Source organism: Pseudomonas sp. R11-23-07, from assembly GCF_003852295.1.
Taxonomy (GTDB): Bacteria; Pseudomonadota; Gammaproteobacteria; order Pseudomonadales; family Pseudomonadaceae; genus Aquipseudomonas.
Map to the genome: position 1 here is coordinate 5,375,893 of NZ_CP027761.1, position 24,700 is coordinate 5,400,592.

23 protein-coding genes are annotated in these 24,700 nt (G+C 61.0%); 8 read left to right on the top strand and 15 right to left on the bottom strand.

Features of this window, described 5'->3' with window-relative positions:
- Positions 1–133: 133 nt before the first annotated feature.
- A complete protein-coding gene (gene serA, locus C4J84_RS24740; protein ID WP_034116292.1) occupies positions 134–1,363 on the top strand; it encodes a phosphoglycerate dehydrogenase in 1,230 nt (409 codons plus the stop codon).
- A gap of 67 nt (positions 1,364–1,430) precedes the next feature.
- Here serA and C4J84_RS24745 read toward each other — a convergent pair whose 3' ends face one another.
- The gene (locus tag C4J84_RS24745) at positions 1,431–1,871 is read right to left on the bottom strand and encodes a DUF4399 domain-containing protein (RefSeq protein WP_124436236.1); all 441 of its coding nucleotides are present in this window, start codon (positions 1,869–1,871) and stop codon (positions 1,431–1,433) included.
- 133 nt (positions 1,872–2,004) lie between these two features.
- On the opposite strand from C4J84_RS24745, the gene C4J84_RS24750 reads away from it, so the two are divergent.
- Positions 2,005–2,484, top strand: a complete 480-nt coding sequence (locus tag C4J84_RS24750; RefSeq protein WP_124430739.1) for a transporter substrate-binding domain-containing protein — start codon at positions 2,005–2,007, stop codon at positions 2,482–2,484.
- 123 nt (positions 2,485–2,607) lie between these two features.
- On the opposite strand, the gene C4J84_RS24755 is transcribed toward C4J84_RS24750, so the two are convergent.
- Positions 2,608–3,240, bottom strand: coding sequence for a 2OG-Fe(II) oxygenase (locus C4J84_RS24755; protein ID WP_124405858.1), 633 nt, complete (start codon positions 3,238–3,240; stop codon positions 2,608–2,610).
- Positions 3,241–3,371: 131 nt separating this feature from the next.
- Between C4J84_RS24755 and C4J84_RS24760 the strand changes: the two genes are divergently transcribed.
- A complete protein-coding gene (locus C4J84_RS24760; RefSeq protein ID WP_124364861.1) occupies positions 3,372–4,124 on the top strand; it encodes a DUF2059 domain-containing protein in 753 nt (250 codons plus the stop codon).
- Positions 4,125–4,231: 107 nt separating this feature from the next.
- Here C4J84_RS24760 and C4J84_RS24765 read toward each other — a convergent pair whose 3' ends face one another.
- The gene (locus C4J84_RS24765; RefSeq protein ID WP_124436237.1) at positions 4,232–5,173 is read right to left on the bottom strand and encodes an alpha/beta hydrolase; all 942 of its coding nucleotides are present in this window, start codon (positions 5,171–5,173) and stop codon (positions 4,232–4,234) included.
- Positions 5,174–5,272: 99 nt separating this feature from the next.
- On the opposite strand from C4J84_RS24765, the gene C4J84_RS24770 reads away from it, so the two are divergent.
- Positions 5,273–5,848, top strand: a complete 576-nt coding sequence (locus tag C4J84_RS24770) for a DUF6436 domain-containing protein (RefSeq protein WP_124436238.1) — start codon at positions 5,273–5,275, stop codon at positions 5,846–5,848.
- 28 nt (positions 5,849–5,876) lie between these two features.
- Entirely contained in the window at positions 5,877–8,240 is a 2,364-nt protein-coding gene (locus C4J84_RS24775) for a penicillin acylase family protein (protein WP_124436239.1), read from the top strand.
- 120 nt (positions 8,241–8,360) lie between these two features.
- Here the strand turns inward: C4J84_RS24775 and C4J84_RS24780 are convergent, their stop codons facing one another.
- Complete coding sequence (locus C4J84_RS24780; protein ID WP_124436240.1) at positions 8,361–9,326, bottom strand: GlxA family transcriptional regulator; 966 nt, start codon at positions 9,324–9,326, stop codon at positions 8,361–8,363.
- Positions 9,327–9,589: 263 nt separating this feature from the next.
- Between C4J84_RS24780 and C4J84_RS24785 the strand changes: the two genes are divergently transcribed.
- Entirely contained in the window at positions 9,590–10,228 is a 639-nt protein-coding gene (locus C4J84_RS24785) for an HD domain-containing protein (protein WP_124364866.1), read from the top strand.
- Positions 10,229–10,350: 122 nt separating this feature from the next.
- Here the strand turns inward: C4J84_RS24785 and C4J84_RS24790 are convergent, their stop codons facing one another.
- The 7 genes from C4J84_RS24790 to C4J84_RS24820 form a co-directional block, all read right to left on the bottom strand.
- Positions 10,351–11,235, bottom strand: coding sequence for an ABC transporter permease subunit (locus tag C4J84_RS24790; protein WP_124364867.1), 885 nt, complete (start codon positions 11,233–11,235; stop codon positions 10,351–10,353).
- A complete protein-coding gene (locus tag C4J84_RS24795) occupies positions 11,232–12,152 on the bottom strand; it encodes an ABC transporter permease subunit (RefSeq protein WP_057014223.1) in 921 nt (306 codons plus the stop codon). Before C4J84_RS24795 ends, C4J84_RS24790 begins: the two co-directional genes overlap by 4 nt.
- Entirely contained in the window at positions 12,149–13,291 is a 1,143-nt protein-coding gene (locus tag C4J84_RS24800) for an ABC transporter ATP-binding protein (protein WP_003176776.1), read from the bottom strand. The genes C4J84_RS24795 and C4J84_RS24800 overlap by 4 nt, the downstream gene beginning before the upstream one ends.
- Positions 13,292–13,356: 65 nt before the next feature.
- Positions 13,357–14,451 (bottom strand): polyamine ABC transporter substrate-binding protein, encoded by a 1,095-nt coding sequence (locus C4J84_RS24805; protein WP_124372212.1) that lies wholly within the window; start codon positions 14,449–14,451, stop codon positions 13,357–13,359.
- Positions 14,452–14,659: 208 nt separating this feature from the next.
- Entirely contained in the window at positions 14,660–15,754 is a 1,095-nt protein-coding gene (locus tag C4J84_RS24810) for a polyamine ABC transporter substrate-binding protein (protein ID WP_124372485.1), read from the bottom strand.
- Positions 15,755–15,946: 192 nt separating this feature from the next.
- Positions 15,947–17,311 (bottom strand): aspartate aminotransferase family protein, encoded by a 1,365-nt coding sequence (locus C4J84_RS24815; RefSeq protein ID WP_124372213.1) that lies wholly within the window; start codon positions 17,309–17,311, stop codon positions 15,947–15,949.
- Positions 17,312–17,369: 58 nt separating this feature from the next.
- Positions 17,370–18,728: a glutamine synthetase family protein gene (locus C4J84_RS24820; RefSeq protein ID WP_124372214.1), complete on the bottom strand. Its 1,359-nt coding sequence runs from the start codon at positions 18,726–18,728 to the stop codon at positions 17,370–17,372.
- 610 nt (positions 18,729–19,338) lie between these two features.
- Here C4J84_RS24820 and C4J84_RS24825 point away from each other — a divergent pair.
- The gene (locus C4J84_RS24825) at positions 19,339–20,715 is read left to right on the top strand and encodes a glutamine synthetase family protein (RefSeq protein WP_124364871.1); all 1,377 of its coding nucleotides are present in this window, start codon (positions 19,339–19,341) and stop codon (positions 20,713–20,715) included.
- A gap of 231 nt (positions 20,716–20,946) precedes the next feature.
- Complete coding sequence (locus tag C4J84_RS24830) at positions 20,947–21,576, top strand: TetR/AcrR family transcriptional regulator (RefSeq protein WP_124372215.1); 630 nt, start codon at positions 20,947–20,949, stop codon at positions 21,574–21,576.
- Positions 21,577–21,710: 134 nt separating this feature from the next.
- On the opposite strand, the gene C4J84_RS24835 is transcribed toward C4J84_RS24830, so the two are convergent.
- From C4J84_RS24835 to ssuD, 4 genes are read right to left on the bottom strand one after another with little or no spacing between them, the layout of a single operon-like run.
- Positions 21,711–21,926 carry a molybdopterin-binding protein gene (locus C4J84_RS24835; RefSeq protein WP_003176783.1) on the bottom strand — a complete coding sequence of 72 codons (216 nt, stop codon included), beginning with the start codon at positions 21,924–21,926 and terminating at the stop codon, positions 21,711–21,713.
- Between the two features lie 17 nt (positions 21,927–21,943).
- On the bottom strand, positions 21,944–22,750 hold the full coding sequence (gene ssuB, locus C4J84_RS24840) for an aliphatic sulfonates ABC transporter ATP-binding protein (protein ID WP_124368748.1): 807 nt from the start codon (positions 22,748–22,750) through the stop codon (positions 21,944–21,946).
- Positions 22,747–23,535, bottom strand: a complete 789-nt coding sequence (ssuC, locus tag C4J84_RS24845) for an aliphatic sulfonate ABC transporter permease SsuC (RefSeq protein ID WP_124372216.1) — start codon at positions 23,533–23,535, stop codon at positions 22,747–22,749. The genes ssuB and ssuC overlap by 4 nt, the downstream gene beginning before the upstream one ends.
- A gap of 9 nt (positions 23,536–23,544) precedes the next feature.
- Positions 23,545–24,693, bottom strand: a complete 1,149-nt coding sequence (gene ssuD, locus C4J84_RS24850; RefSeq protein ID WP_124364875.1) for an FMNH2-dependent alkanesulfonate monooxygenase — start codon at positions 24,691–24,693, stop codon at positions 23,545–23,547.
- Between the last annotated feature and the right edge of the window lie 7 nt (positions 24,694–24,700).

Consider the following 24,700-nt stretch of genomic DNA (forward strand, 5'->3'; position numbering starts at 1 on the left):
CTGGCTATGGGGAGGAGCGGCAACGCAGCATGACGGCAACAGACGCCGTCAAACAGGAACAGTATTGGTGAATCAGGGCACATCCGGCTGCTCGATTCCCTGCCATTTTTCTCCGGGATACAGGTTTACGCAGATGAGCAAGACTTCTCTCGATAAGAGCAAGATCAAGTTCCTTCTTCTGGAAGGCGTCCACCCATCGGCTGTCGACGTTCTGAAAGCCGCCGGGTACACCAGCATTGAGTACATCACCAGTTCTCTGCCGGAAGCCCAGCTCAAGGAAAAGATCGCCGACGCGCACTTTATCGGCATTCGCTCCCGCACTCAGTTGACCGAAGAAATCTTCGACCACGCCAAGAAACTCGTGGCGGTCGGCTGCTTCTGTATCGGCACCAACCAGGTCGACCTCAACGCAGCGCGCGAACGCGGCATCGCGGTGTTCAACGCACCGTACTCCAACACCCGTTCCGTAGCGGAGCTGGTGCTGGCCGAGGCCATCCTGCTGTTGCGCGGTATCCCCGAGAAGAACGCTTCCTGCCACCGTGGCGGCTGGATCAAGAGCGCGGCCAACTCCTTCGAAATCCGCGGCAAAAAGCTGGGTATCGTCGGTTACGGTTCGATCGGCACTCAGTTGTCGGTATTGGCTGAAGGCTTGGGGATGCAGGTGTTCTTCTATGACACCCTGACCAAGCTGCCCTTGGGCAACGCCACCCAGGTCTCGAGCCTGACCGAGCTGCTGGGCATGTCCGACATCGTCACCCTGCACGTTCCGGAAACCGCCGAGACCCAGTGGATGATCGGCGAGAAGGAGATCCGCGCCATCAAGAAAGGCGGAATCCTGATCAACGCCGCACGCGGCACGGTGGTCGAGCTGGACGCCCTGGCCGAGGCGATCAAGGACAAGCACCTGATCGGCGCCGCCATCGACGTGTTCCCGGTAGAGCCACGCTCCAACGACGATATCTTCGAAAGCCCGCTGCGCGGCCTGGACAACGTGATCCTGACCCCGCACATCGGCGGTTCCACCGCTGAAGCCCAAGCCAACATCGGCCTGGAAGTCTCGGAAAAACTGGTCAAGTACAGCGACAACGGTACCTCGGTATCGTCCGTGAACTTCCCGGAAGTGGCCCTGCCGGCTCACCCTGGCAAGCACCGTCTGCTGCACATCCACCAGAACATTCCGGGCGTGATGATGGAGATCAACAAAGTCTTCGCGGAAAACGGCATCAACATCTCCGGTCAGTTCCTGCAGACCAACGAGAAGGTCGGCTACGTGGTGATCGACGTCGACGCCGAGTATTCGGACCTGGCGCAAGAGAAGCTGCAGCACATCAACGGTACTATCCGTAGCCGTGTGTTGTTCTAACGCTTTAAACGCCGCAAAAAAATGGGAGGCCCGCAGGGGCCTCCCATTTTTTTTGCCTGAACAGCGCTTACTTGACGTTAACCGTGATGACTTTCGAGGCGACCGTCGGGTTGAACTGCATGTGCAGTTTGTCGCCGGCCACCAGTTGCAAGGTGTGCTTGCCGGGCGTCAGGGTCAGTTCGGTTTCGGTCTGAGCCTTGCCGTAATGGATCATGGTGTCGGTGGCCGGAATCGGCAGTTTCGCATCGGGCAATTCTTTCTGGTCGATCAGCAAGTGGTGGTGGCCGGTGCCTGCGGTCTGGTCGGTAGCCGGCGCCAGTTTCAGGCCTTCCATGCCGAACTTCACGGTGAAAGTCTTATCGACGGTGGCGCCGTCTTTGGGCGAGACGATGAATACTTTCGCGCCTTCAGGCGGCGCGCTGCGCGGGATGCCGTCGGCGGCAGTGGCCAACATCGAAGCACCCAGCATCAAAGAGGCCAGGGTTGCACGGGACAAAAGGGCTTTCATTCGCTTCTCCAGTTTTTCGTGAAATCTGTAGGGTTATGACAACTTCGCGACAAATTGCTGTCCAAGGCACTCGACACCATAGCAAAGCGATGCTGAACGGCGTCTCGCCCGTACGAATTCTTTAGGAGTGACCATGCGCTTTTCGCCTGGCCTGTTACTGCTGCTTCCCCTTCTAAGCGCCCCGGCTCACGCCGAGCTGATCGATGATGTCAACGATCGCGGTGAGCTGCGCATCGCCCTTGAAGCCAACACCCCGCCTTACAATTTCAAGGAGGGCGAGAAGCTCACCGGCTTTGAGGTCGAGCTGGGTGAACTGCTGGCAAAGGAGATGGATGTGCGCTCCTCGTTTATCACCACCGATGATGCCGACCTGCTGCCTGGCGTGGCGACCGGCAAATATGACGTGGCGCTTAACCATATCGCTATGACTGCCGAGCTTGAGGATCAGTTCGATTTCAGCGCGGCGTATCACCAGACGCCGGAGCTGGTGATCCCGTTCCAGAAAGGCAATCCGGCGTTCAAGAGCAGCCTGGACAATGCGTTGAAGCGGGTGAAGGATGATGGTCGGTTAAAGGCGCTGGAAGAGAAGTGGCTCGACGGGAATGCGCGATAACCAATGTGGGAGGGGGCTTGCTCCCGATGGCGGAGTGTCAGCCAGAGATCAACTGACTGACCCACCGCCATCGGGAGCAAGCCCCCTCCCACATTTTGCTCCAGGCAAGACTTTAGATATGGGTCAGAAGGGCTCGTTACCGCGCCGACGGAACCAGCCGGTTAGGGACAGGCGTTCACGCGTGGCAGGCAGGACCTCGTGGGGCACTTCGCCGGAGAGGAACACCACCAGGCTGCCGCCGGTAGGCACCACGTCGTGTTCGATGCCACCCTTGAGGTACATGCGCAACTGCCCGCCGTGTTCGGGCAGCCAGGCGTCGTTCAAATAGATCACGGCCGAGACCATGCGCCGGTCATCGTCGCGAAAACGATCCACATGCTTGAGGTAGAACGCCCCGGGCGGGTACATCGCGAAGTGGCTTTCGAAGTCTTCCAGGCCAAGGAACAGGCCACGGTTCATGGCCAGGCGCAGGCTGTCCATTATCGCCATGTAGGTATCGCAGACGGCGGCATCGCCCTCTTCCAGCCATTGGATGTGGTCGCCGCGAATCCCTTCGCGAATTTCCTGGGCGGGCCCGCGCCCCACCGCCGCCGGCGCCAGCTCACCTTCAGCCGCACGTTTACGGCACTCAGCCGCCAGCTCCAGGGTCAGAGCCTGGGGCAGAAAGGCATTCTGCTGCGACCAGCCTTGTTCGGCCAGGTCGTCGACAATGCGTTGCAGCAGTGGGTGATCAAGGGGCATTTGCATGGCGCGCATAGTATCCATACGCCTGTAAATCCGACAGCGCCGTCGAGCGCTCGAATACACTTTAGTCAGGTGACTGATAGGACTTCTCGACAAATCCTACGCCCGACACGGACAATAGTGGCCGACTGACAGGAGTCCTTATGCGTCGTTTGTTTCTTTCCTTGCTGATGTTCTGCGTTTTGCCCGCCTGGGCAGACGGCCATGACCAGTTGTACAAGGTTGCCGGCTGGGCCGAACAACGTGCGCATTTCAATGATGCCCTCAGTGCCGCCCAACAGCGCTACCGCAACAGCCTGCCGCCGGCGGTGTACCAGGCGCTGGTGGACAACAGCAACAAACGCTTCGCGGCCCAGGCCATGGACCAGCGCGCCGAGGCCCAGTTGCGCAAGCACCTGGCGGACCCGAAACCGGCGCTGGCTTTTTTCCAGTCGCCCCTGGGCCGCAAGATTGTCGCCGCCGAACTGCTCGCCACACGTCGCGACCAATTGGCGAAAAACGCCCAGGGCCTGCCGAAAATCCAAGCCGACGCCACCCGCAGCCTGATCATCGGCCACCTGGCCCAGGCCCTGCCCGCGCGGGAAGCGGGCGCCGAAGTCAGCCTGGCGATTGCCGGCGTGGCGGCGGACAGCTTGAGCCAGATGATCCCCGGCCTGTTGGGCGGCGGTCAGGCTCAGGGCATGTTGAATGGGCAGCGTGAGCGGCTGATGCAGCAGATCGACAAGGATCTGAATAACACGCTGTTGTATGTCTATCGGGATTTGTCTGACCCGGAGTTGGAAGAATTCGCTACGTTTGCCGAATCGCCGGAAGGCAAGGCGTATTACCAGGCAGCGCTCGCCGCCATCCGCGCAGGCCTTGCGGTCGGCCAAAGCACCTCCAGTCTTACGCAGTAGAAAAAAATGTGGGAGGGGGCTTGCTCCCGATTGCGGTGTGTCAGTCAACTTATGTGTAGCTGACCCACCGCAATCGGGGGCAAGCCCCCTCCCACATTTGGAATGCATTACTTCAGTTGGTCTGTCAGATACCGGAAATACTCTTCACGAATCTCCGGAATTTCGTTCGCCAGGTGATGCCTGCCGCGCTTGAGCATCAACACCTCGGGCTGGTCGAACTTGCTGCGCAGCACCTGCAAATTGTGCTGCCAATCCACCGTCATATCCTCTTCACCCTGCACGATCACCGGCCGCCGTGGGCTGCGCGGCGCGGCTTCGATGCGTTTGATCCAGCGCGCCAGGGCGCCTACCCAGGCGGTCGGCAGTTGGCGCGGCTGCAACGGGTCGGCTTCGAGAAAGGGCTTGAAGGCCGGGTCGTTGGAGTTATCGCTGAATCGTCGCGCGATGCCTTTGACGAACGGGCGCAGCAGGTAATAGCTGACCTGCGACCAGCCCCAGGCACGCGGACGTACCAGCGGCGACAGCAGAAAGGTCTTGCCTTGGGCCGGGCTTTCGGCGCCGTGGTTGAGCAGGTGATCCACCACGATGGCGCCGCCGGTGCTTTGCCCGAACAGGTGCCAGGGTTGCGGCAACTGCAGCGACTGGGCCTCGGCGAACAACGCCTGGACCACGTCCTGGTACACCGCAAACTCATCGATGCTGGCGCGCACGCCGCTGGACAAGCCATGGCCCGGCAGGTCGCAGGCGATCACTACGAAGCCTTGGTCCAACGCCCAGTCCACTACGTGGCGGTACAGCCCCATATGGTCGTAGAAGCCGTGGAACATGAACATTGTCGCCACGGGCGCAGGCGGCCACCATACCTGCGCCACCACCTCGAACCCGCCCACCTCCAAGCGCCCCAGACGGCTCACGGCCGGCACCTTGCGTGCGCCCAGGTCGAGTCCATAGAAACGTTGATAGACCCGCGCCTCAGCTGACAAAGGCTGCGCATCCACCAGGGGCCGCAAGCTTTCGCGCAGATGATCAGGGTCAAAGTTAACGGGCATAAAGGGTTCCAGACTGACGGTGAAGATGAATATCGAGCTGCGATATTCATCTGTCAGGACAAGCATGGCAAGCTACGCGACCCGCGAGGATACCTCTGAATGCGACAGCCCTACCGCACTGCCTTGTTCGCCAGCCTGATGCTGATTCTCTGCGCCGCCGTGCTGTGGGCCGCGTATGACTGGTTCCAGGGCCGTTACCTGCGCGCCTTCAGCGAACACACGGCGGTGTTCTCCGGCGATACGCTGCAACTGCCCGCCGCACTGCGCGGGCCTGGGCCGATTCGCCTGGTGCACTTCTGGGACCCAGCCTGCCCGTGCAATGTCGGTAACCAGCAACACCTGAGTGAGCTGATCGAGCAATACGCGCCGCAAGGTGTCGAGTTCTATGCCTTGCAAAAGGCCGGCAGCCACGGCGCCCTGCCGGACACCCTGCGCCTGATGAAAACCCTCGACGCCCTGCCCGGCGCCGATCAGGTGCCGGCCAGCCCGGCCGTGGGCATCTGGGACCGTACGGGCAAGCTGGCGTATTTCGGACCGTACAGCGAAGGGCTGACGTGCAATTCCGGCAACAGTTTTATCGAGCCGATCCTCAAGGCCCTCGAAGCCGGGCGCGAAGTGAATGCCACGCACACCCTGGCGGTGGGCTGCTATTGTTCGTGGCCTAAGGAACCGTAGTTGGTCCATTCAGGGTTAAGGAAAGTCGATGAAGCGTGTCTTGCAGGCTCTCGTGGTGCTGGTTGTGCTGGTTGTGCTGGTCGCCCTCGGCGCCGGCTGGTACGTCTACAGCAAGCAACCCGCCCGCCAGGGCACGGTCACGCTGGCGCACCTGCAAGGCTCGGTCACGGTGCGCTACGACGACCGTGGCGTGCCGCATATCCGCGCCGGCAACGACGCCGACCTGTACCGCGCCCTGGGCTATGTGCATGCCCAGGACCGGCTGTTCCAGATGGAAATCATGCGCCGCCTGGCCCGTGGCGAGCTGGCCGAGGTGCTCGGGCCCAAGCTGCTGGAGACCGATAAACTGTTTCGCAGCCTGCGGATTCGCGAGCGCGCCTCAAGCTACGTCGAGCACATGAACACCGAGTCGGCCGCCTGGAAGGCCCTGCAAGCCTACCTGGACGGGATCAACCAATATCAGGCCAGCCACGCCAGCCCGATGGAGTTCGACGTGCTGGGCATCCCCAAGCGCCCGTTCACCGCCGAGGACTCCATCAGTGTCGCCGGGTATATGGCCTACAGCTTTGCTGCGGCCTTTCGTACCGAACCGCTGCTGACTTACGTACGCGACCAACTGGGCAGCGACTACCTCAAGGTCTTCGACCTCAATTGGCAAGCCAAAGGCGCCCTTAACCTGGCGGCCAGCGACTGGAAGACCCTTGGCGCCCTCGCCAGCCTGAGCGAGCAGGCCCTGGCTGACAACGGCTTGCCGCAATTTGAAGGCAGCAATGCCTGGGCCATCAGCGGCAGTCGCACCCAGAGTGGCAAACCATTGCTGGCGGGTGACCCCCATATCCGCTTCTCGGTGCCGTCGGTGTGGTACGAGGCGCAGCTGTCGGCGCCCGGCTTTGAGTTATATGGCTACCACAACGCGCTGGTGCCGGTGGCCTTCCTCGGGCACAACCTGGACTTCGGCTGGAGCCTGACCATGTTCCAGAACGACGACCTCGACCTGATCGCCGAAAAGGTCAACCCGGCCAACCCCAACCAGGTCTGGTATCACGGCCAGTGGGTCGACATGAGCAGCAGCGAACAGCAGATCCACGTCAAGGGCCAGGCCCCGGTCACGCTGACCCTGCGCCGCTCGCCCCACGGCCCGATCGTCAATGACGTGCTCGGTGAAAACGCCGGCACCACGCCGATCGCCATGTGGTGGGCGTTCCTCGACAGCGAAAACCCGATCCTCGAGGGTTTCTACCAGCTCAACCGTGCCGACTCCCTGACCAAGGCACGCGCGGCGGCGGCCAGCGTCTCGGCGCCTGGGCTGAATATCGTGTGGGCCAATGCCAAGGGCGATATCGGCTGGTGGGCGGCGGCGCAGTTGCCGATACGCCCGGCCGGCGTCAACCCGGCGTTCATTCTCGACGGCAGTACCGCCCAGGCCGACAAGCTGGGCTTCTACCCTTTCAGCGCCAACCCCCAGGAAGAAAACCCGGCGCGCGGCTATGTGGTCTCCGCCAATGCCCAGCCGGCGTCACCCACCGGCATGGAGATCCCCGGTTATTACAACCTGGCCGACCGTGGCCAGCAGCTGAATGCGCAGTTGAGCGACAGCAGCGTGAAGTGGGACGTCAACAACAGCCAGGCCCTGCAACTGGGCACCACCACTGCCTTTGGGCCGCGCCTGCTGGCGCCGCTGTTGCCGGTGCTGCGTGAGGTGGTCACAGACCCGGCGCAGGTAAAGCTGGTGGAGCAACTGGCAAGCTGGAAAGGCGACTACCCGCTGGATTCCACCAGCTCCACCCTGTTCAACCAATTGCTGTTCAACCTCGCTGACGCCACCTTCCACCCGAAACTGGGCGACGCTATGTTCAAGACCCTGCTCGGCACCCGCGTGGTCGACGCCGCCCTGCCACGCCTGGCCGCCACGCCGGATTCGCCCTGGTGGAACGGCACGCGAGCCGGCACCGTCAAGCTGGCCTGGGATAACAGCCTGGCGCACCTGAAAGCCACCTTCGGCGATGATTCGTCCCAGTGGCAGTGGGGCAAGGCGCACACCCTGACCCACGGCCACCCGCTGGGCATGCAGAAGCCGCTGGACAGGCTATTCAACGTGGGGCCCTTCGCAGCGCCGGGCAGTCACGAAGTGCCGAACAACCAGACCGCCATGATCGGCCCGGCGCCCTGGCCGGTGACCTACGGCCCCTCGACCCGCCGCCTGATCGACTTCGCCGACGCGGCCCATGCCTTGACCATCAACCCGGTGGGGCAAAGCGGTGTGCCCTTTGATGCTCACTACAGTGATCAGGCGCAAACCTATATCGAAGGCGGCTACGAGCAGGCGCATTTCAATGAAGAGGAAATCACGGCCAATACCCGTGGCACCTTGAAATTGTTGCCTGCCAGATAGCTATGTTCCACTCGATTAAAATGTGGGAGGGGGCTTGCCCCCGATTGCGGTGGGTCAGCGACACATGAGTTGACTGACCCACTGCTATCGGGGGCAAGCCCCCTCCCACATTAGTTATCGCTACACGGGCGCCGCGAAATTGAGCCTGAACTGTTGCGGCGTCACGCCCAGCCGACGGTTGAACACACTGCGCATGTGCTGCGCATCGCGAAAACCGCATTGGTAGGCCACCGTCTTGAGCGGCGCGTGCGTGCTTTCGAGCATGACCCGCGCCGCGTCCACCCGCGCCCTCTCGACAAATTCCGCCGGCGTAACCCGCGCTTCACGGGCGAACACCCGGGAGAAATTGCGCGCACTCATATTCGCCGCCCTGGCAAGGTCGGCAATGCCCAGGTCCCCGGTCAGGTTCGCCAGCACGTACAACTGCACCAACGCCACCGCCGAGGTGGTTTCGGCATGGGGCGTGAGGAACGGGCTGAACTGTGACTGGCCGCCCGAGCGCTGGGTGAACACCACCAGGCGCTTGGCCACGCTCAATGCGACTTCCGGGCCATGGTCCTGGGCCAGCAGGTACAGCGACAGGTCGATCCCCGCCGTGACCCCGGCCGAGGTGTAGAGGTTGCCGTCCTGCACATACAGGCGGTCGGCTTCGACGTGGGCCGAGGGGCACAACCGGGCCAGGTCGGCGGCGTCTCCCCAATGGGTGGTAACGGTTTTACCGTCCAGCAGACCCGCGCGGGCCAGCATGAAGGCACCATTGCAGATCGAACCAAAGCGTCGCGCCCGCGCGGCGGCAGCGCGCAGCCAGTCATCGAACGCCGCGCCAAAATCCTCGAACGGCAATTGCGGGCCACCGGCAACCAGCAACAGGTCATAAGCCTGCAGGGCTTCGCTGTAATGCCGGTGGGCCTGCAATGACAACCCGTTGGAACAGGCCATGCTGCCGTGTGCAAAGCCGATCACGTCCAGCTGATAGTGGTCTTCAGGCGCGAGGAAGCGGTTGGCCTCGCAGAACACGTCCATAGGCCCGGTCACGTCCAGTGACTGGACGCCGGGGAAGATCAGGATGGCGACGGTTTTGCCCATGAACTCACACCTTTTCCAACTGGAAAAACACAGAACCCTGTGGGAGGGGGCTTGCTCCCGATGAGGCCGTGTCAGTCAGTGTATGACTGACCCACCGCCATCGGGAGCAAGCCCCCTCCCACAGTTTGATTGTCGCAGGCCTTACCCTAGCCGATTTTGCCTTGGCACGATGTGTCGACACATTGGCCGGGATCGCTCCCTCGCCGCCATAGCCCTCGCACGCAAGCACGACCAGACTGGATGCTTCCCAGAGGAGAACCCCCATGAGCACCACCATCGCCGGTATCAAGATCCCCGACAGCGCCCTGGCCAGGGCCACCACGGAATACATCCGCGACATCGAGTCCGACCTGCTCTACCACCACTCCCGCCGGGTATTCCTGTTCGGCGCATTGAGCGGTGAGCGCAAGCAGTTGGCGTACAACCCGGAGTTGCTGTATGTCGGCGCAATGTTCCACGACCTCGGCCTGGTGGAAGGCCATCGCAGCGCCGACGAACGCTTCGAAGTGGACGGCGCCAACGCGGCGGCCGCTTTCCTCAAGCCTTATGGGCTCAGTGATGACGATATCGAACAGGTATGGCTGTCCATTGCCCTGCACACCACACCGGGCGTGCCGCAGCATCTGCGCCCGACCGTAGCGCTGGTGACGGCAGGGGTGGAGATGGACGTGCTGGGCCTGGACTACGCCGCGTTCAGCAACGTGCAGCGCGAAGCCGTGGTGCATGCGCATCCACGTGGTGAGGGATTCAAGGAATGCATCATCTGCGCCTTCGCCGATGGCTTGCGTCATCGCCCGCAGACCACGTTTGGCAACGTGAAGACCGACGTGCTGGTGGATCAGGAGCCGGGGTTCAAGCCGATGAATTTCGTCGAAGTCATCCGTACTTCACCCTGGACTTGAAATGCAATCAAATGTGGGAGGGGGCTTGCTCCCGATGGCGGTGGGTCAGTCAACAGATGCAGTGACTGACACTCAGCAATCGGGGGCAAGCCCCCTCCCACATTTTGATCCGGTTCCGGCAGTTAGACCGGTGCGGGCGCCCGGCGCGCGTCCGGCTGTTTCCAGCCATCCGCCGCCGCTTCTTCAATCGCTTGCTGGATAGCTTTCTTGCGATGCTCCTCGGCCCGACGGCTGAAGAACCACACCAGGAAGGTCACCAGCGACACCGCCAGCAGAATCAGGCTGGCCACCGCGTTAATCTCAGGTTTGACCCCAAGGCGCACGGCCGAGAACACTTCCATCGGCAAGGTGGTCGAACCCGGGCCCGAGACGAAGCTGGCCAGTACCAGGTCATCCAGCGACAGCGCGAACGACATCATGCCGCCCGCCGCCAGCGATGGCGCGATCATCGGGATGGTGATCAGGAAGAACACCTTCCACGGCCGTGCCCCCAGGTCCATCGCCGCTTCCTCGATCGACAGGTCCAGCTCACGCAAACGTGCCGACACCACCACCGCCACATATGCCGCGCAGAAGGTGGTGTGGGCGATCCAGATGGTGACAATGCCACGCTCCTGGGGCCAGCCGATCATCTGCGCCATGGCCACGAACAGCAGCAACAGCGACAGGCCGGTGATCACTTCCGGCATCACCAGCGGCGCCGTGACCAGGCCGCCGAACAGCGTACGGCCCTTGAACTGGCTGATGCGTGTCAGCACGAACGCCGCCAGCGTACCCAGCGCCACCGCCGCCACCGCCGTGTAGCAGGCGATTTCCAGGGAACGCGCCACCGAGCCCATCAACTGGGTGTTGTCCAGCAGGCCCACGTACCACTTGATCGACCAACCGCCCCACACCGTCACCAGCTTGGATTCGTTGAACGAGTAGATCACCAGGATCAGCATCGGCAGGTAGATGAACAACAACCCCACGACCAGCATGAAGCTGGAGAAACGAAAGCGTTTCATATCTTGCCCTCCAGCTCTTTGGCCTGGCTGCGGTTGAACAGGATGATCGGCACGATCAGGATCGCCAGCATCACCACGGCCAATGCAGAGGCCACCGGCCAGTCACGGTTGTTGAAGAATTCTTGCCACAGCACTTTACCGATCATCAGGGTTTCCGGGCCGCCGAGCAGTTCAGGAATCACGAACTCACCCACCACCGGGATAAACACCAGCATGCAGCCTGCGATGATGCCGTTCTTGGACAGCGGCACGGTGATTTTCCAGAAGCTGTTGAAGGTGCTCGAACCCAGGTCCGATGCGGCTTCCAGCAGGCTCTGGTCGTGCTTGACCAGGTTGGCGTACAGCGGCAGGATCATGAACGGCAGGTACGAATAGACCACGCCGATATATACCGCGATGTTGGTGTTGAGGATCTGCAGCGGTTCGTTGATCAGCCCCATGGACATCAGGAAGCCGTTGAGCAAACCGTTGTTGCTGAGAATGCCCATCCACGCATAGACGCGGATCAGGATCGCGGTCCAGGTCGGCATCATGATCAACAGCACCAGCACCGTTTGCATTTCCTTGCGCGCGGTGGCGATGGCGTAGGCCATCGGGTAGCCGATGAGCAGGCACAGCAGCGTGCTGAAAAAGGCCATCTTCAGCGAGCCCAGGTACGCGGCGATGTAGAGCTCATCGCCCGCCAGCAAGCTGTAGTTGGCCAGGTTCAGCACCACTTGCAGCTTTTGCTCAACGTAGGTGTAGATCTCGGTGTAGGGCGGAATCGCTACATCGGCTTCGGCAAAGCTGATTTTCAGCACAATGAAAAACGGCAGTGCGAAAAACAGGAACAGCCAGAGGAAGGGAATCCCGATGACCACCTGCTTGCCACTGGGCACGATGCGATCCAAGCGCCGCTTGAATTTCTTCATGTTCATGAGCGAAGTACCACGCCGCTGTCGTCTTCCCACCAGACGTAGACCTGGTCGCCCCAGGTTGGGCGCTGGCCACGGCGTTCGGCGTTGGCGACGAAGGACTGCACCAGCTTGCCGCTCGGCAGCTCCACATAGAACACCGAGTGGCCGCCCAGGTAGGCGATGTCGTGGACTTTGCCGCTGGACCAGTTGTGCTCGCAGGTCGGCATTTCTGTTGTGACCAGCAGTTTTTCCGGGCGGATGGCGTAAGTCACCGACTTGTCTTCCACTGCGGTGGCGATGCCGTAGCCCACGTAGATATCGCGGTCCAGGTCCGGGCACTTGAGCACGGCGTGGCCTTCGGCGTCGTCCACCACTTGGGTGTCGAAGATATTGACGTTGCCGATGAACTCGCACACCAGGCGGCTGGTGGGCGTTTCGTAGATGTCGATCGGGCTGCCGATCTGGGCGATCCAGCCCAAGTGCATGATGGCGATGCGCTCGGCCATGGTCATGGCCTCTTCCTGGTCGTGGGTCACCATCACACAGGTCACGCCGACGCGCTCGATAATCTCGACCAGCTCCAGCTGCATCTGAGAGCGCAGCTTCTTGTCGAGGGCGCCCATCGGCTCATCGAGCAGCAGCAGTTTCGGGCGCTTGGCCAGGGAACGGGCCAGGGCCACACGCTGGCGTTGGCCGCCGGACAACTGGTGCGGCTTGCGCTTGGCGTACTGGCTCATCTGCACCAGCTTGAGCATCTCGGCCACGCGAGCGTCGACTTCAGCCTTGGGAATCTTGTCCTGTTGCAGGCCGAAAGCGATGTTCTGTGCCACGGTCATGTGCGGGAACAAGGCGTAGGACTGGAACATCATGTTGATCGGCCGCTCGTAGGGCGGCATGTCGGTGATGTCCACACCGTCGAGATAGATGCGGCCTTCGGTCGGGCGCTCGAAGCCCGCGAGCATGCGCAGCAAGGTGGACTTGCCCGAACCCGAACCGCCGAGCAAGGCGAAGATCTCGCCTTTCTTGATTTCCAGGGACACATCGTCCACCGCAATCGTCTCGTCGAACTTCTTCGTGACCCGGTCGATTTTGACCAACACCTTTTTCGGTGTCTGGTCGCCCTCGAGGGCTTTCTTATAGGCGCCGGAGGCAACTGCCATTTACGAAACTCCCAAAAAAAGAGTACAGCTCGCCCGGTGCAGGCGAACCTTGAATAGTTTGAGCCTTACTTGCCCGTCTTGACCTTGGTCCAGCTACGGGTCATTAAACGCTGCACGTTCGGGGGTAGCTCGAAGTTGACGAATGTCCGGTCGAGAACCGCCTGCGGTGGGTAAACCGCTGCGTCGGTGCGTATCGATTGCTCCATCAGTTTGTCCGCCCCGGGGTTAGGGTTGGCATAACCGACGTAATCACTGACCTGAGCGATCACTTCAGGTTGCAGCAAATAGTTGATGAAGGCGTGAGCCTCTTTGACATTGGCAGCGTCCTTGGGGATCGCCAGCACGTCAAACCACAGGTTGCCGCCCTCCTTGGGAATCGCGTAGGCGATGTTCACGCCTTTGCCCGCCTCGCTTGCGCGGGCCTTGGCCTGGAACACATCACCGGAGAAACCGGCTGCCACGCAGATATTGCCGTTGGCCAGGTCCGAGATGTATTTGGAGGAATGGAAGTAGGTCACGTAGGGCCGTACTTTCAGCAGTTTTTCCTCGGCCTTCTTGTAGTCGGCCGGGTTGGTGCTGTTCGGGTCCAGGCCCATGTAGTTGAGCACGGCCGGCAGCATTTCATCGGCCGAGTCCATGAACGAAACGCCGCAGGTGGCGAGCTTCTTCATGTTTTCCGGTTCGAACAGCATGGCCCAGGAGTCGATCTTGTCGACGCCCAGCACCTCCTTCACTTTGTCGACGTTGTAACCGATGCCGTTGGTGCCCCACAGGTACGGCACGGCGTAGGCATTGCCCGGATCATTTTTCTCAAGACGCTTGAGCAATGCCGGGTCGAGGTTGGCGTAATGGGTCAGCAGGGACTTATCCAGCTTCTGGAACGCCCCGGCCTTGATCTGCTTGCCCAGGAAGTGGTTGGACGGCACCACCACGTCGTAACCGGTACGCCCGGCGAGCAGCTTGCCTTCCAGGGTTTCGTTGGAATCGAACACGTCATAGACGGGCTTGATGCCGGTGGCCTTTTCGAAGTTGGCCAATGTGTCGGGGCCGATGTAGTCCGACCAGTTATAAACATGCACGGTCGGTGCGGCCTGCACGCTGACAGCCAGCGTGATACCTGCACCCACCAGCAAGGCTTTGCGAAATAAAGAAATTGGCAAGTGGAGGTCCTCTTAAATAGTTGGCCCTAGAGTTGTTGCCCGGCAACAAAACCGGCGCGCAACTTACCCTCGATAAACCGATCCGGCAAAACTTTCTTTCATTTAATGTGTGGGAGGGGGCTTGCCCCCGATGGCGGGGTGTCAGCTTGCACATGTGTTTCTGATGCAACGCCATCGGGGGCAAGCCCCCTCCCACAGGTTTTAAGGCTTATTTACCGGATTTGATCTTGGTCCAGCTGCGCGTCATTTCACGCTGGGTCGCAGCCGGCAAGTCGGCAATCGCGTAGAGCTTGGCCTGCACTTCTGCCGACGGGTAGATGCCCGGGTCGCTGGTGATGTCTTTGTCGACCAGCGCGGTGGCCTTCTCGTTGCCGTTCGGGAAGCGCACGCTGTTGGTGATCGACGCCATGACTTCCGGCTTGAGCAGGTAGTTCATGAATGCGTAGGCGGCCTCGACGTTTTCAGCATCTTTCGGGATGGCGACCATGTCGAAGAAACTGCCGGCGCCTTCTTTCGGAATGTCATAGGCCACTTTGACTTTGCCACCGGCTTCAGCCGCACGGGACTTGGCCTGCTGGATGTCACCCGAATAACCCACGGCCACGCAGATGTTGCCGTTGGCCAGGTCCGAGATGTACTTGGACGAGTGGAAGTAGCCAATCGAAGGGCGGATTTTCAGGAACAGGTCTTCTGCTTGCTTGAGGTCGGGCTTCTTCTGGCTGTCGGTCGGCAGGCCCAGGTAATGCAGCGCGATCGGCAGCATTTCGGTCGGCGAGTCGAGGAAGCTCACGCCGCAGCTTTTCAGCTTGGCGATGTTCTCCGGCTTCATCAGCACATCCCACGACTCGATCTTGTCCACGCCCAGCGCGGCCTTGACCTTCTCCGGGTTGTAGCCGATACCAATCGAGCCCCACATGTACGGGAAGGCGTGCTTGTTGTCCGGATCGCTGACCGACACGGCTTTAAGCAGGGATTTGTTCAGGTTGCTGTAATTGGGCAACTTGGACGTGTCCAGCTCCTGGTAGACACCGGCCTTGATCTGTTTGGCCAGGAAGTTGTTCGACGGTACGACGATGTCATAGCCGGACTTGCCCGCCAGCAACTTGGCTTCCAGGGTCTCGTTGCTGTCGAACACGTCGTACACCACCTTGATGCCCGACTCTTTTTCAAAGTTGGCGACGGTGTCCGGTGCAATGTAGTCGGACCAGTTATAGACGTGCAGCACTTTATTGTCCGCCTGGGCCGCGCTCGCCACTGCGCCCATCAGGGACAAGGCGAGGAGGGTCTTGCCAGCGTTCTTCAAACCTAATGCCTTCATTGGGTGATGCTCCGATTTTTCTTTTTGGGGCCGCAAGTTGTATGTGTTTCGGGCCCAGCCAAAGGGCAACAAAACAGGACGACAGTCTGGCAAGTTCGGGGGCCCGCTTTCAACCGGCCCCCACATTTATCTACACAGTCGCAGCACCCGAAAGCCGCTGCGCACTGAGCCTAGCACTTAGCCCTGCAATGCCGCCAAAGTCAGGTCCAGGCACTGGCGGGCCTTGGTCACCAGTTCGTCGATTTCGGCCTGGCTGATCACCAGCGGCGGCGAAATGATCATGGTGTCGCCCACGGCGCGCATGATCAGGCCATTCTCGAAGCAGAACGTGCGGCAGATCATGCCCGCGCCCTTCCCTTCGTAACGCTTGCGCGTGGCCTTGTCCTGCACCAGCTCGATTGCACCGAGCATGCCCACGCCGCGCACTTCACCCACCAGTGGATGGTCCGCCAGTTCCCTCAGACGTTTCTGCAAATACGGTGCCGTTTCGTCGTGTACACGGTTAACGATTTTTTCATCGCGCAGGATGCGGATGTTTTCCAGGGCCACCGCCGCCGCCACCGGGTGCCCGGAGTAGGTGAAACCGTGGTTGAAATCGCCGCCTTCGTTGAGCACGGCCACCACATCGTCGTGCACGATCAGGCCGCCCATGGGCACGTAGCCCGAGGTCAGGCCTTTGGCGATGGTCATCATGTGGGGCTTGAGGTCGTAGAAATCGCTGCCGAACCACTCGCCGGTACGACCGAAACCGCAGATCACTTCGTCGGCGACAAACAGGATGTCGTACTTGGCGAGGATTTCCTTGATGCGCGGCCAGTAGCTGTCGGGCGGCACGATCACGCCGCCCGCGCCCTGGATCGGCTCGGCAATAAACGCACCGACCGTGTCCACGCCCAGCTCCAGGATCTTTTCTTCCAACTGGTTGGCGGCCCAGATCCCGAATTCTTCAGGGCTCATGTCGCCGCCTTCGCCAAACCAGTACGGTTGGGCGATGTGGGTGATGCCCGGAATCGGCAAGTCACCCTGTTCATGCATGTAGGTCATGCCGCCCAGGCTGGCGCCGGCCACGGTGGAGCCGTGGTAGCCATTCTTGCGGCTGATGATGGTTTTCTTGTTGGGCTGGCCTTTGATCGCCCAGTAGTGGCGGACCATGCGCAACATGGTGTCGTTGCCTTCGGAGCCGGAACCGGTGAAGAACACGTGGTTCATGCCCGCGGGTGCGACTTCGGAAATGACTTTGGCCAGCTCGAGTACCGGCGGGTGAGCGGTCTGGAAGAACAGGTTGTAGTACGGCAGTTCTTTCATCTGCTTGGCGGCGGCGTCTGCCAGTTCATCGCGACCGTAGCCGATCGCCACGCACCACAGGCCGGCCATGCCGTCGAGGATCTTGTTGCCTTCGCTGTCCCACAGGTAAACGCCGTGGGCTTTGGTGATGATCCTTGGGCCTTTCTCTTTCAATTGCTTGAAGTCGCTGAACGGCGCCAGGTGGTGATCATTGCTCAAGGCTTGCCATTCACGGGTTTGCGGGTTGTTGCTGGACATACCGATCTCCTAGACATTTCAGGTGGGGGCGCGCTGCTCCAGCAGCGCGCCCGGCGCATCAGACGGCAAAGAGCAGGAATTCCCGCTCCCACGAACTGATCACGCGCTTGAAGTTTTCATGCTCGGCCCGCTTGACCGCGACGTAGCCGGTGATGAACTTCTGACCCAGGTATTTCTCGATGGTCTTGCTGTTTTCCATGCGTTCCAGCGCGTCTTCGATGGTCAACGGCAGGCGCAGGTTGCGTCGCTCGTAGCCACGACCCACCACGGGTGCGCTCGGGTTATGGCCTTCGACCATGCCGATGTAGCCACACAGCAAGCTGGCGGCAATCGCCAGGTACGGGTTGGCATCGGCACCCGGCAAGCGGTTTTCCACGCGGCGGTTCTGCGGGCCGGCATCCGGTACGCGCAGGCCCACGGTGCGGTTTTCTTCGCCCCATTCCACGTTCACCGGCGCCGAGGTGTCGGGCAGGAAGCGGCGGAACGAGTTCACGTTGGGCGCGAATAAAGGCAGCAATTCGGGGATGAATTTCTGCAGGCCGCCGATGTGATTGAGGAACAGTTGGCTCATGCTCCCGTCTTCATTGGAGAAGACGTTCTTGCCGGTGGCGATCTCGATAATGCTCTGGTGCAAGTGCATCGCGCTGCCGGGCTCGCCGGTCATCGGCTTGGCCATGAAGGTGGCGGCCACGTTGTGCTTGAGCGCCGCTTCACGCATGGTGCGCTTGAACACCAGGATCTGGTCGGCCAGGGACAGCGCATCGCCGTGACGGAAGTTGATTTCCATCTGCGCGGTGCCGTCTTCGTGGATCAGCGTGTCGAGGTCCAGTTCCTGCAGCTCGCACCAGTCGTAGACGTCTTCGAACAGTGGGTCGAATTCGTTGGCGGCTTCTATAGAGAAGGACTGGCGGCCCGTCTCCGGGCGACCGGAGCGACCGATGGGCGGTTGCAGCGGGAAGTCCGGGTCTTCGCAGCGCTTGGTCAGGTAGAACTCCATCTCCGGCGCCACGATGGGCTGCCAGCCGCGGTCGGCGTAGAGCTTGAGGACCTTCTTGAGCACGTTGCGCGGCGACAGCTCGATCGGGTTGCCTTGCTTGTCGTAGGTGTCGTGGATCACCTGGGCGGTCGGCTCGATGGCCCAGGGCACCAGGAATACCGCGTTCTGGTCGGGGCGGCAGATCATGTCGATGTCGGCCGGGTCGAGCAATTCGTAATAGATGTCGTCTTCGACATAGTCGCCGGTCACGGTCTGCAGCAGAACGCTCTCGGGCAGGCGCATGCCTTTTTCGGCGATGAACTTGTTGGTCGGCGAGATCTTGCCCCGGGTGATACCGGTGAGGTCGCCAATCATGCATTCGACTTCTGTGATCTTGTGGTCTTTCAACCAATCGGTGAGCTGGTCGAGGTTGTTACTCATAAATGCCTCTGGGCTGGGTTTCCTGGCATCCATTAAAAGGCCAGGCGTTGGTTGACGCAGCATCCGCGTCGTTTTGTTCACTCAGGGTAGGAGCTTACCTGCCATTTGCTGCAGCGTTGCATTCCTCACGCCAAACTTGTGCAGAATCATGAGCAGCACTCTGCATTGGCGCTGCCGAGGGGCAGCGTCGAGACAAACGAAGGGAAAAAGAGAGGGTCGGCCCAAGCGTCAAGAATATTGGCCGGTGCGCAGGGATACACGCTGCAGGAATAAACGGAACACACAGCCTGGCTGAAGCAGGCCAAGACGCCAGTTGGCGGCAGGCGAGACATGAAGCACCCCGGTATTATTGCTGTTATGGGTTTGAATCGAGCTTAGCCTTGTTCATTTTTTTACACAACACCCCCGTAAAAAATACAACACGGCCCGCTCAAGCCTGCAGGTCCCAAGACCCTCAAACCCAAAAAACCGCCCCAAAAAGCCCCAAAAAAGGCGCCCTGGCGCTTTTTCAGGGCAAAAAAGGCCTCGCTTGACTTCGGCATGCCGTTCGGGTTGACTGAAACCAGAAAAGATCAATGATTGATATTTTTAACAACAAAGGTGTTGCATCATGTCGGTACCCCCGCGTGCCGTTCAGCTTAACGAAGCGAACGCGTTCCTTAAGGATCATCCTGAGGTTCTGTACGTAGACCTTCTAATTGCGGATATGAATGGTGTGGTGCGCGGTAAGCGCATCGAACGCACCAGCCTCCACAAGGTTTACGAGAAGGGCATTAACCTGCCTGCCTCTTTATTTGCCCTGGATATCAACGGCTCTACGGTGGAAAGCACCGGCCTGGGCCTGGACATCGGTGATGCTGACCGAATCTGTTATCCAATCCCCGACACCCTGTGCAATGAGCCCTGGCAAAAGCGCCCCACCGCGCAACTGCTGATGACCATGCACGAACTGGAAGGCGAACCCTTCTTCGCCGATCCGCGCGAAGTGCTGCGCCAAGTCGTGAGCAAGTTCGACGACATGGGCCTGACCATCTGCGCCGCCTTCGAACTTGAGTTCTACCTGATCGACCAGGAGAACGTGAACGGCCGGCCACAACCGCCTCGCTCGCCGATTTCCGGCAAACGCCCGCATTCGACACAGGTCTACCTGATCGACGACCTCGACGAATACGTCGACTGCCTCCAGGACATTCTGGAAGGTGCCAAAGAGCAAGGCATCCCGGCCGACGCCATCGTCAAGGAAAGTGCCCCGGCGCAGTTCGAAGTGAACCTGCACCACGTCGCCGACCCGATCAAGGCATGCGACTACGCGGTACTGCTCAAGCGCCTGATCAAGAACATCGCCTACGACCATGAGATGGACACCACCTTCATGGCCAAGCCTTACCCAGGCCAGGCAGGCAACGGTTTGCACGTACACATCTCCATTCTGGACAAGGACGGCAAGAACATCTTTGCCAGCGAGGATCCCGAGCAGAACGCCGCATTGCGTCACGCGATCGGCGGTGTGCTCGAGACCCTGCCCGCCCAGATGGCGTTCCTGTGCCCCAACGTCAACTCCTACCGTCGTTTCGGCGCACAGTTCTACGTGCCGAACTCGCCGTGCTGGGGCCTGGACAACCGCACCGTGGCGATTCGCGTACCGACCGGCACTGCCGACTCCGTGCGTATCGAACACCGCGTGGCGGGCGCCGACGCCAACCCTTACCTGCTGATGGCTTCGGTCCTGGCAGGCGTGCACCACGGTCTGACCAACAAGATCGAACCGGGCGCTCCCGTGGAAGGCAACAGCTACGAGCAGAACGAACAAAGCCTGCCGAACAACCTGCGCGATGCCCTGCGCGAGCTGGATGACAGCGAGGTGATGGCCAAGTACATCGATCCTAAATACATCGATATCTTCGTCGCCTGTAAGGAAAGTGAGCTGGAAGAGTTCGAACACTCCATCTCCGACCTTGAGTACAACTGGTATCTGCATACCGTTTAAACAGCGGCTGCAGAAAAAGAGCGCCGCAGAGCTTATGGCCTGCGGCGTTTTTTATGGGTTTCTTCTGAGGGACCGCGTTGGCAGCATCGGGAGCAAGCCCCCTCCCACATTTGACTGCATTCCAAAGTTGGAACTCGGTCAAGTGTGGGAGGGGGCTTGCTCCCGATAGCGGCTGGGCAGACAACACACCTTCCTGCTCATACAATGCCCGCTGCCCTGTAGGAGACTTCCATGCCCCCCCGCCCCGCCGCCCCTCGCAAGCCCCGCGCCCGCAGCCAGGCCCGGATCGACGCGATCCTGGACGCCGCCCGCGCCTTGCTGGCGGCCGAAGGCGTGGCCGGCCTGTCGATCTACAGCGTGGCCGAACGGGCGCAGATCCCGCCCTCGTCGGTGTACCACTTTTTCGCCGGCGTGCCGGCGTTATTGGAGGCATTGACGGCGGATGTGCACGCAGCCTTCCGCGCGGCCATCCAGGCGCCCATCGAACATGACTCGCTCCAGACCTGGCGCGACCTGTCCTGCATCGTCGAGCAGCGCATGCTCACCGTCTACAGCAATGATGCCGCAGCCCGCCAGTTGATCCTGGCCCAGCATGGCTTGACCGAAGTCACCCAGGCGGATCGTCAGCATGACCTGGAATTGGGGGATCTGATGCTCGACGTGTTCAATCGCCACTTCGAAGTGCCGACGCTACCCAGCGATGTGGATGTGTTTGCCCTGGCATTGGAGCTCAGTGACCGCGTGTATGCGCGTTCGGTGTATCAGCATGGGCAGATCACGCCGCGCATGGCGGAGGAAGGGATGCGGGTGTTTGATGCGTATGTGGGGCTTTATTTGCCGGTGTATTTGCCCAAGCGCTGAGTCTTCTAATGATCGTTCCCACGCTCTGCGTGGGAATGCATCCCGTGACGCTCTGCGTCACTTTTATGCAGCGGGACGCGGAGCGTCCCAGGCGGCATTCCCACGCAGAGCGTGGGAACGATCAACTCAAACACTCACAGTTTGGCGATCGACACCTCGGTCGATTTCACGAAGGCAATCACTTCACTGCCAATCACCAACTCCAGCTCCTTGACCGAGCGAGTGGTGATCACCGAGGTGACGATGCCGGACGCCGTCTGCACATCGATTTCCGACAACACGTCGCCCACCACGATTTCCTTGATGGTGCCTTTGAACTGGTTACGCACGTTGATGGCTTTGATAGTCATGATTTTTCCTCTGCGAGTTATTGAGCCCAACGCAATTGCGTCGGCAGCGGTGAAACAGGTTCGGGTTCCGGCGGTGAGCCGGGCAGCGACAGCACGCGGTTGAGCACTTCGGCTTCCAGCGCGGCCAGGCGATGTGAGCCACGGGCGCGGGGACGGGGCAGGTCCACCATCAGGTCCAGGCCGATTTCGCCGTCTTCGATCAGGATGACCCGGTCGGCAATCGCCACGGCTTCACTGACGTCATGGGTGACCAGCAGCACGGTAAAGCCGTGTTTGCGCCACAGGTTTTCGATCAGTTGCTGCATCTCGATACGTGTCAGGGCATCCAGCGCGCCCAGCGGTTCGTCAAGCAGCAACAGGCGCGGCTGGTGAATCAAGGCCCGCGCCAACGCGACGCGCTGTTTCTGGCCACCGGACAAGGCTGCCGGCCACTCCTCGGCGCGCTCGGCCAGGCCCACCGCCTCCAGCGCTTGCAACGCCTTGGGGCGCCAGTTGCCCGTAAGGCCCAGGCCGACGTTGTCGATGATCTTTTTCCACGGCAGCAAGCGCGCTTCCTGGAACATCAGCCGCGTGTCTTCGATTGCCTCATGCAGCGGCGCGGAGCCCGCCAGCAGCTCGCCGCCACTGGCCTTGTCCAGCCCCGCCAGCAGGCGCAGCAAGGTACTTTTGCCACAGCCGCTGCGGCCGACCACCGCCACGAATTGGCCGGCCGGGATATGCAGGTCGATGTCCTTGAGCACTTCGCGAGCGCCAAAGGATTTGCGCAATTTGCGCACCGCCAGGGGGATGCCCTTGAGCAGGCGCGGGGGTTGTTGAGCCGTCATGCCGCACCTCCCTTATTCACTTGATACGCCGGGTGCCAGCGCAGCCACACCCGTTCCAGGCCTCGCGCCGCCAGGTCGGCCAGCTTACCGAGGATCGCGTACATGACGATGGCCAGCACCACCACGTCGGTCTGCAGGAACTCGCGGGCGTTCATCGCCAGGTAACCGATGCCGGAACTGGCCGAGATGGTTTCCGCCACGATCAGCGTCAACCACATAAAGCCCAGGGCAAAGCGCACGCCCACCAGGATCGACGGCAACGCGCCCGGCAGGATCACTTGCCAGAACAGGCTGAAGCCGGACAAGCCGTAGCTGCGCGACATTTCCACCAGCGCCGGGTCGACGTTGCGGATGCCGTGGTAAGTGTTCAGGTAGATCGGGAACAACGTGCCCAGGGCCACCAGGAAAATCTTCGCGGTCTCGTCAATCCCGAACCACAGGATCACCAAGGGAATCAGCGCCAGGTGCGGCACGTTGCGGATCATCTGCACCGAGCTGTCCAGCAGACGCTCGCCCCACTTCGACAGGCCGGTGATAAAGCCCAGGGCCAGGCCGATGCTGCCACCGATCACAAAGCCCAGGCCCGCGCGCCAGCCGCTGATCGCCAGGTGCGTCCAGATTTCGCCGCTGCGGACCAGGTTGATGCCAGCCTCGATGACCGCACTGGGCGCCGGAAGAATGCGCGTCGACAACCAACCTGCCGTCACCGACAACTGCCACACCGCCAGCAATAGAATCGGCAGCACCCAGGGCGCTACGCGATGGCTGATTTTTTCCAGGTTCATGGCGCCCCCTCAGCTCTGCGACGCAGCTTTGGGAAGGATGTCGTTGGCCACCATCTCGCCGAACGGGCTGACGTAGCCGGCGCTTTTCGGCAGTTCGGGACGTTCGATATCCAGGTGCGGGAACAGCAGTTCCGCGACCCGATACGACTCTTCCAGGTGGGGATAACCGGAGAAGATAAAGGTGTCGATGCCCAGGTCTGCGTATTCCTTGACCCGTGCCGCAACCGTTGGGCCATCGCCCACCAGCGCAGTGCCCGCACCGCCGCGCACCAGGCCGACCCCGGCCCACAGATTGGGGCTGACTTCCAGGTTGTCGCGACTGCCGCCATGCAAGGCCGCCATGCGCTGCTGGCCCACCGAATCGAAGCGCGCCAGGGACGCCTGGGCGCGGGCGATGGTTTCGTCGTCCAAGTGGGAGATCAGTTTATCGGCGGCTTTCCACGCCTCCTCGTTGGTTTCACGCACGATCACATGCAAGCGAATACCAAAGCGCAGAGTGCGCCCAAGCTTGGCGGCCTTGGCCCGTACTTGTTCGATTTTTTCCGCCACCGCTGCCGGGGGTTCGCCCCAGGTCAGTACCATTTCCACCTGTTCGGCTGCCAGGTCCTGGGCCGCTTCGGACGAACCGCCGAAATACAGCGGCGGGCGTGGCTGCTGGATTGGCGGGTAGAGCAACTTGGCGCCTTTGACGCTGATGTGCTCGCCGTCGTAATCCACGGTCTCGCCTTCCAGCACGCGACGCCAGATGCGCGTGAATTCCACCGACGCCTGGTAGCGCTCTTCGTGACTGAGGAACAAGCCGTCGCCGGCCAGTTCTTCCGGGTCACCACCGGTCACCAGGTTGAACAGCGCACGGCCACCGGACAGGCGGTCCAGGGTCGCCGCCTGGCGCGCGGCCACCGTCGGGGAAATAATCCCGGGGCGCAGCGCAACCAGAAATTTCAAACGCTGGGTCACCGGAATCAGCGAGGCAGCCACCAGCCACGAGTCTTCGCAAGAGCGCCCGGTGGGGATCAACACCCCACCGAAGCCCAGGCGGTCAGCGGCCTGGGCTACTTGTTGCAGGTAACCGTGATCGACGGCGCGAGCGCCTTCGGCGGTGCCAAGGTAATGACCGTCGCCGTGGGTAGGCAGGAACCAGAAAATATTGAGGCTCATGGAGTTG

Excerpts from the sequence above, each read along its gene's own strand:
- C4J84_RS24760 (WP_124364861.1), top strand. The coding sequence starts at position 3,372 with ATGCGTCGTTTGTTTCTTTCCTTGCTGATGTTCTGCGTTTTGCCCGCC.
- C4J84_RS24820 (WP_124372214.1), bottom strand. The coding sequence starts at position 18,728 with ATGAGTAACAACCTCGACCAGCTCACCGATTGGTTGAAAGACCACAAG.
- C4J84_RS24830 (WP_124372215.1), top strand. The coding sequence starts at position 20,947 with ATGCCCCCCCGCCCCGCCGCCCCTCGCAAGCCCCGCGCCCGCAGCCAG.
- C4J84_RS24780 (WP_124436240.1), bottom strand. The coding sequence starts at position 9,326 with ATGGGCAAAACCGTCGCCATCCTGATCTTCCCCGGCGTCCAGTCACTG.
- C4J84_RS24745 (WP_124436236.1), bottom strand. The coding sequence starts at position 1,871 with ATGAAAGCCCTTTTGTCCCGTGCAACCCTGGCCTCTTTGATGCTGGGT.
- C4J84_RS24800 (WP_003176776.1), bottom strand. The coding sequence starts at position 13,291 with ATGGCAGTTGCCTCCGGCGCCTATAAGAAAGCCCTCGAGGGCGACCAG.
- C4J84_RS24795 (WP_057014223.1), bottom strand. The coding sequence starts at position 12,152 with ATGAACATGAAGAAATTCAAGCGGCGCTTGGATCGCATCGTGCCCAGT.
- C4J84_RS24750 (WP_124430739.1), top strand. The coding sequence starts at position 2,005 with ATGCGCTTTTCGCCTGGCCTGTTACTGCTGCTTCCCCTTCTAAGCGCC.
- ssuB (WP_124368748.1), bottom strand. The coding sequence starts at position 22,750 with ATGACGGCTCAACAACCCCCGCGCCTGCTCAAGGGCATCCCCCTGGCG.
- C4J84_RS24825 (WP_124364871.1), top strand. The coding sequence starts at position 19,339 with ATGTCGGTACCCCCGCGTGCCGTTCAGCTTAACGAAGCGAACGCGTTC.
- C4J84_RS24835 (WP_003176783.1), bottom strand. The coding sequence starts at position 21,926 with ATGACTATCAAAGCCATCAACGTGCGTAACCAGTTCAAAGGCACCATC.
- ssuD (WP_124364875.1), bottom strand. The coding sequence starts at position 24,693 with ATGAGCCTCAATATTTTCTGGTTCCTGCCTACCCACGGCGACGGTCAT.
- C4J84_RS24785 (WP_124364866.1), top strand. The coding sequence starts at position 9,590 with ATGAGCACCACCATCGCCGGTATCAAGATCCCCGACAGCGCCCTGGCC.
- C4J84_RS24765 (WP_124436237.1), bottom strand. The coding sequence starts at position 5,173 with ATGCCCGTTAACTTTGACCCTGATCATCTGCGCGAAAGCTTGCGGCCC.
- ssuC (WP_124372216.1), bottom strand. The coding sequence starts at position 23,535 with ATGAACCTGGAAAAAATCAGCCATCGCGTAGCGCCCTGGGTGCTGCCG.
- C4J84_RS24755 (WP_124405858.1), bottom strand. The coding sequence starts at position 3,240 with ATGCGCGCCATGCAAATGCCCCTTGATCACCCACTGCTGCAACGCATT.
- C4J84_RS24775 (WP_124436239.1), top strand. The coding sequence starts at position 5,877 with ATGAAGCGTGTCTTGCAGGCTCTCGTGGTGCTGGTTGTGCTGGTTGTG.
- C4J84_RS24770 (WP_124436238.1), top strand. The coding sequence starts at position 5,273 with ATGCGACAGCCCTACCGCACTGCCTTGTTCGCCAGCCTGATGCTGATT.
- serA (WP_034116292.1), top strand. The coding sequence starts at position 134 with ATGAGCAAGACTTCTCTCGATAAGAGCAAGATCAAGTTCCTTCTTCTG.
- C4J84_RS24815 (WP_124372213.1), bottom strand. The coding sequence starts at position 17,311 with ATGTCCAGCAACAACCCGCAAACCCGTGAATGGCAAGCCTTGAGCAAT.
- C4J84_RS24790 (WP_124364867.1), bottom strand. The coding sequence starts at position 11,235 with ATGAAACGCTTTCGTTTCTCCAGCTTCATGCTGGTCGTGGGGTTGTTG.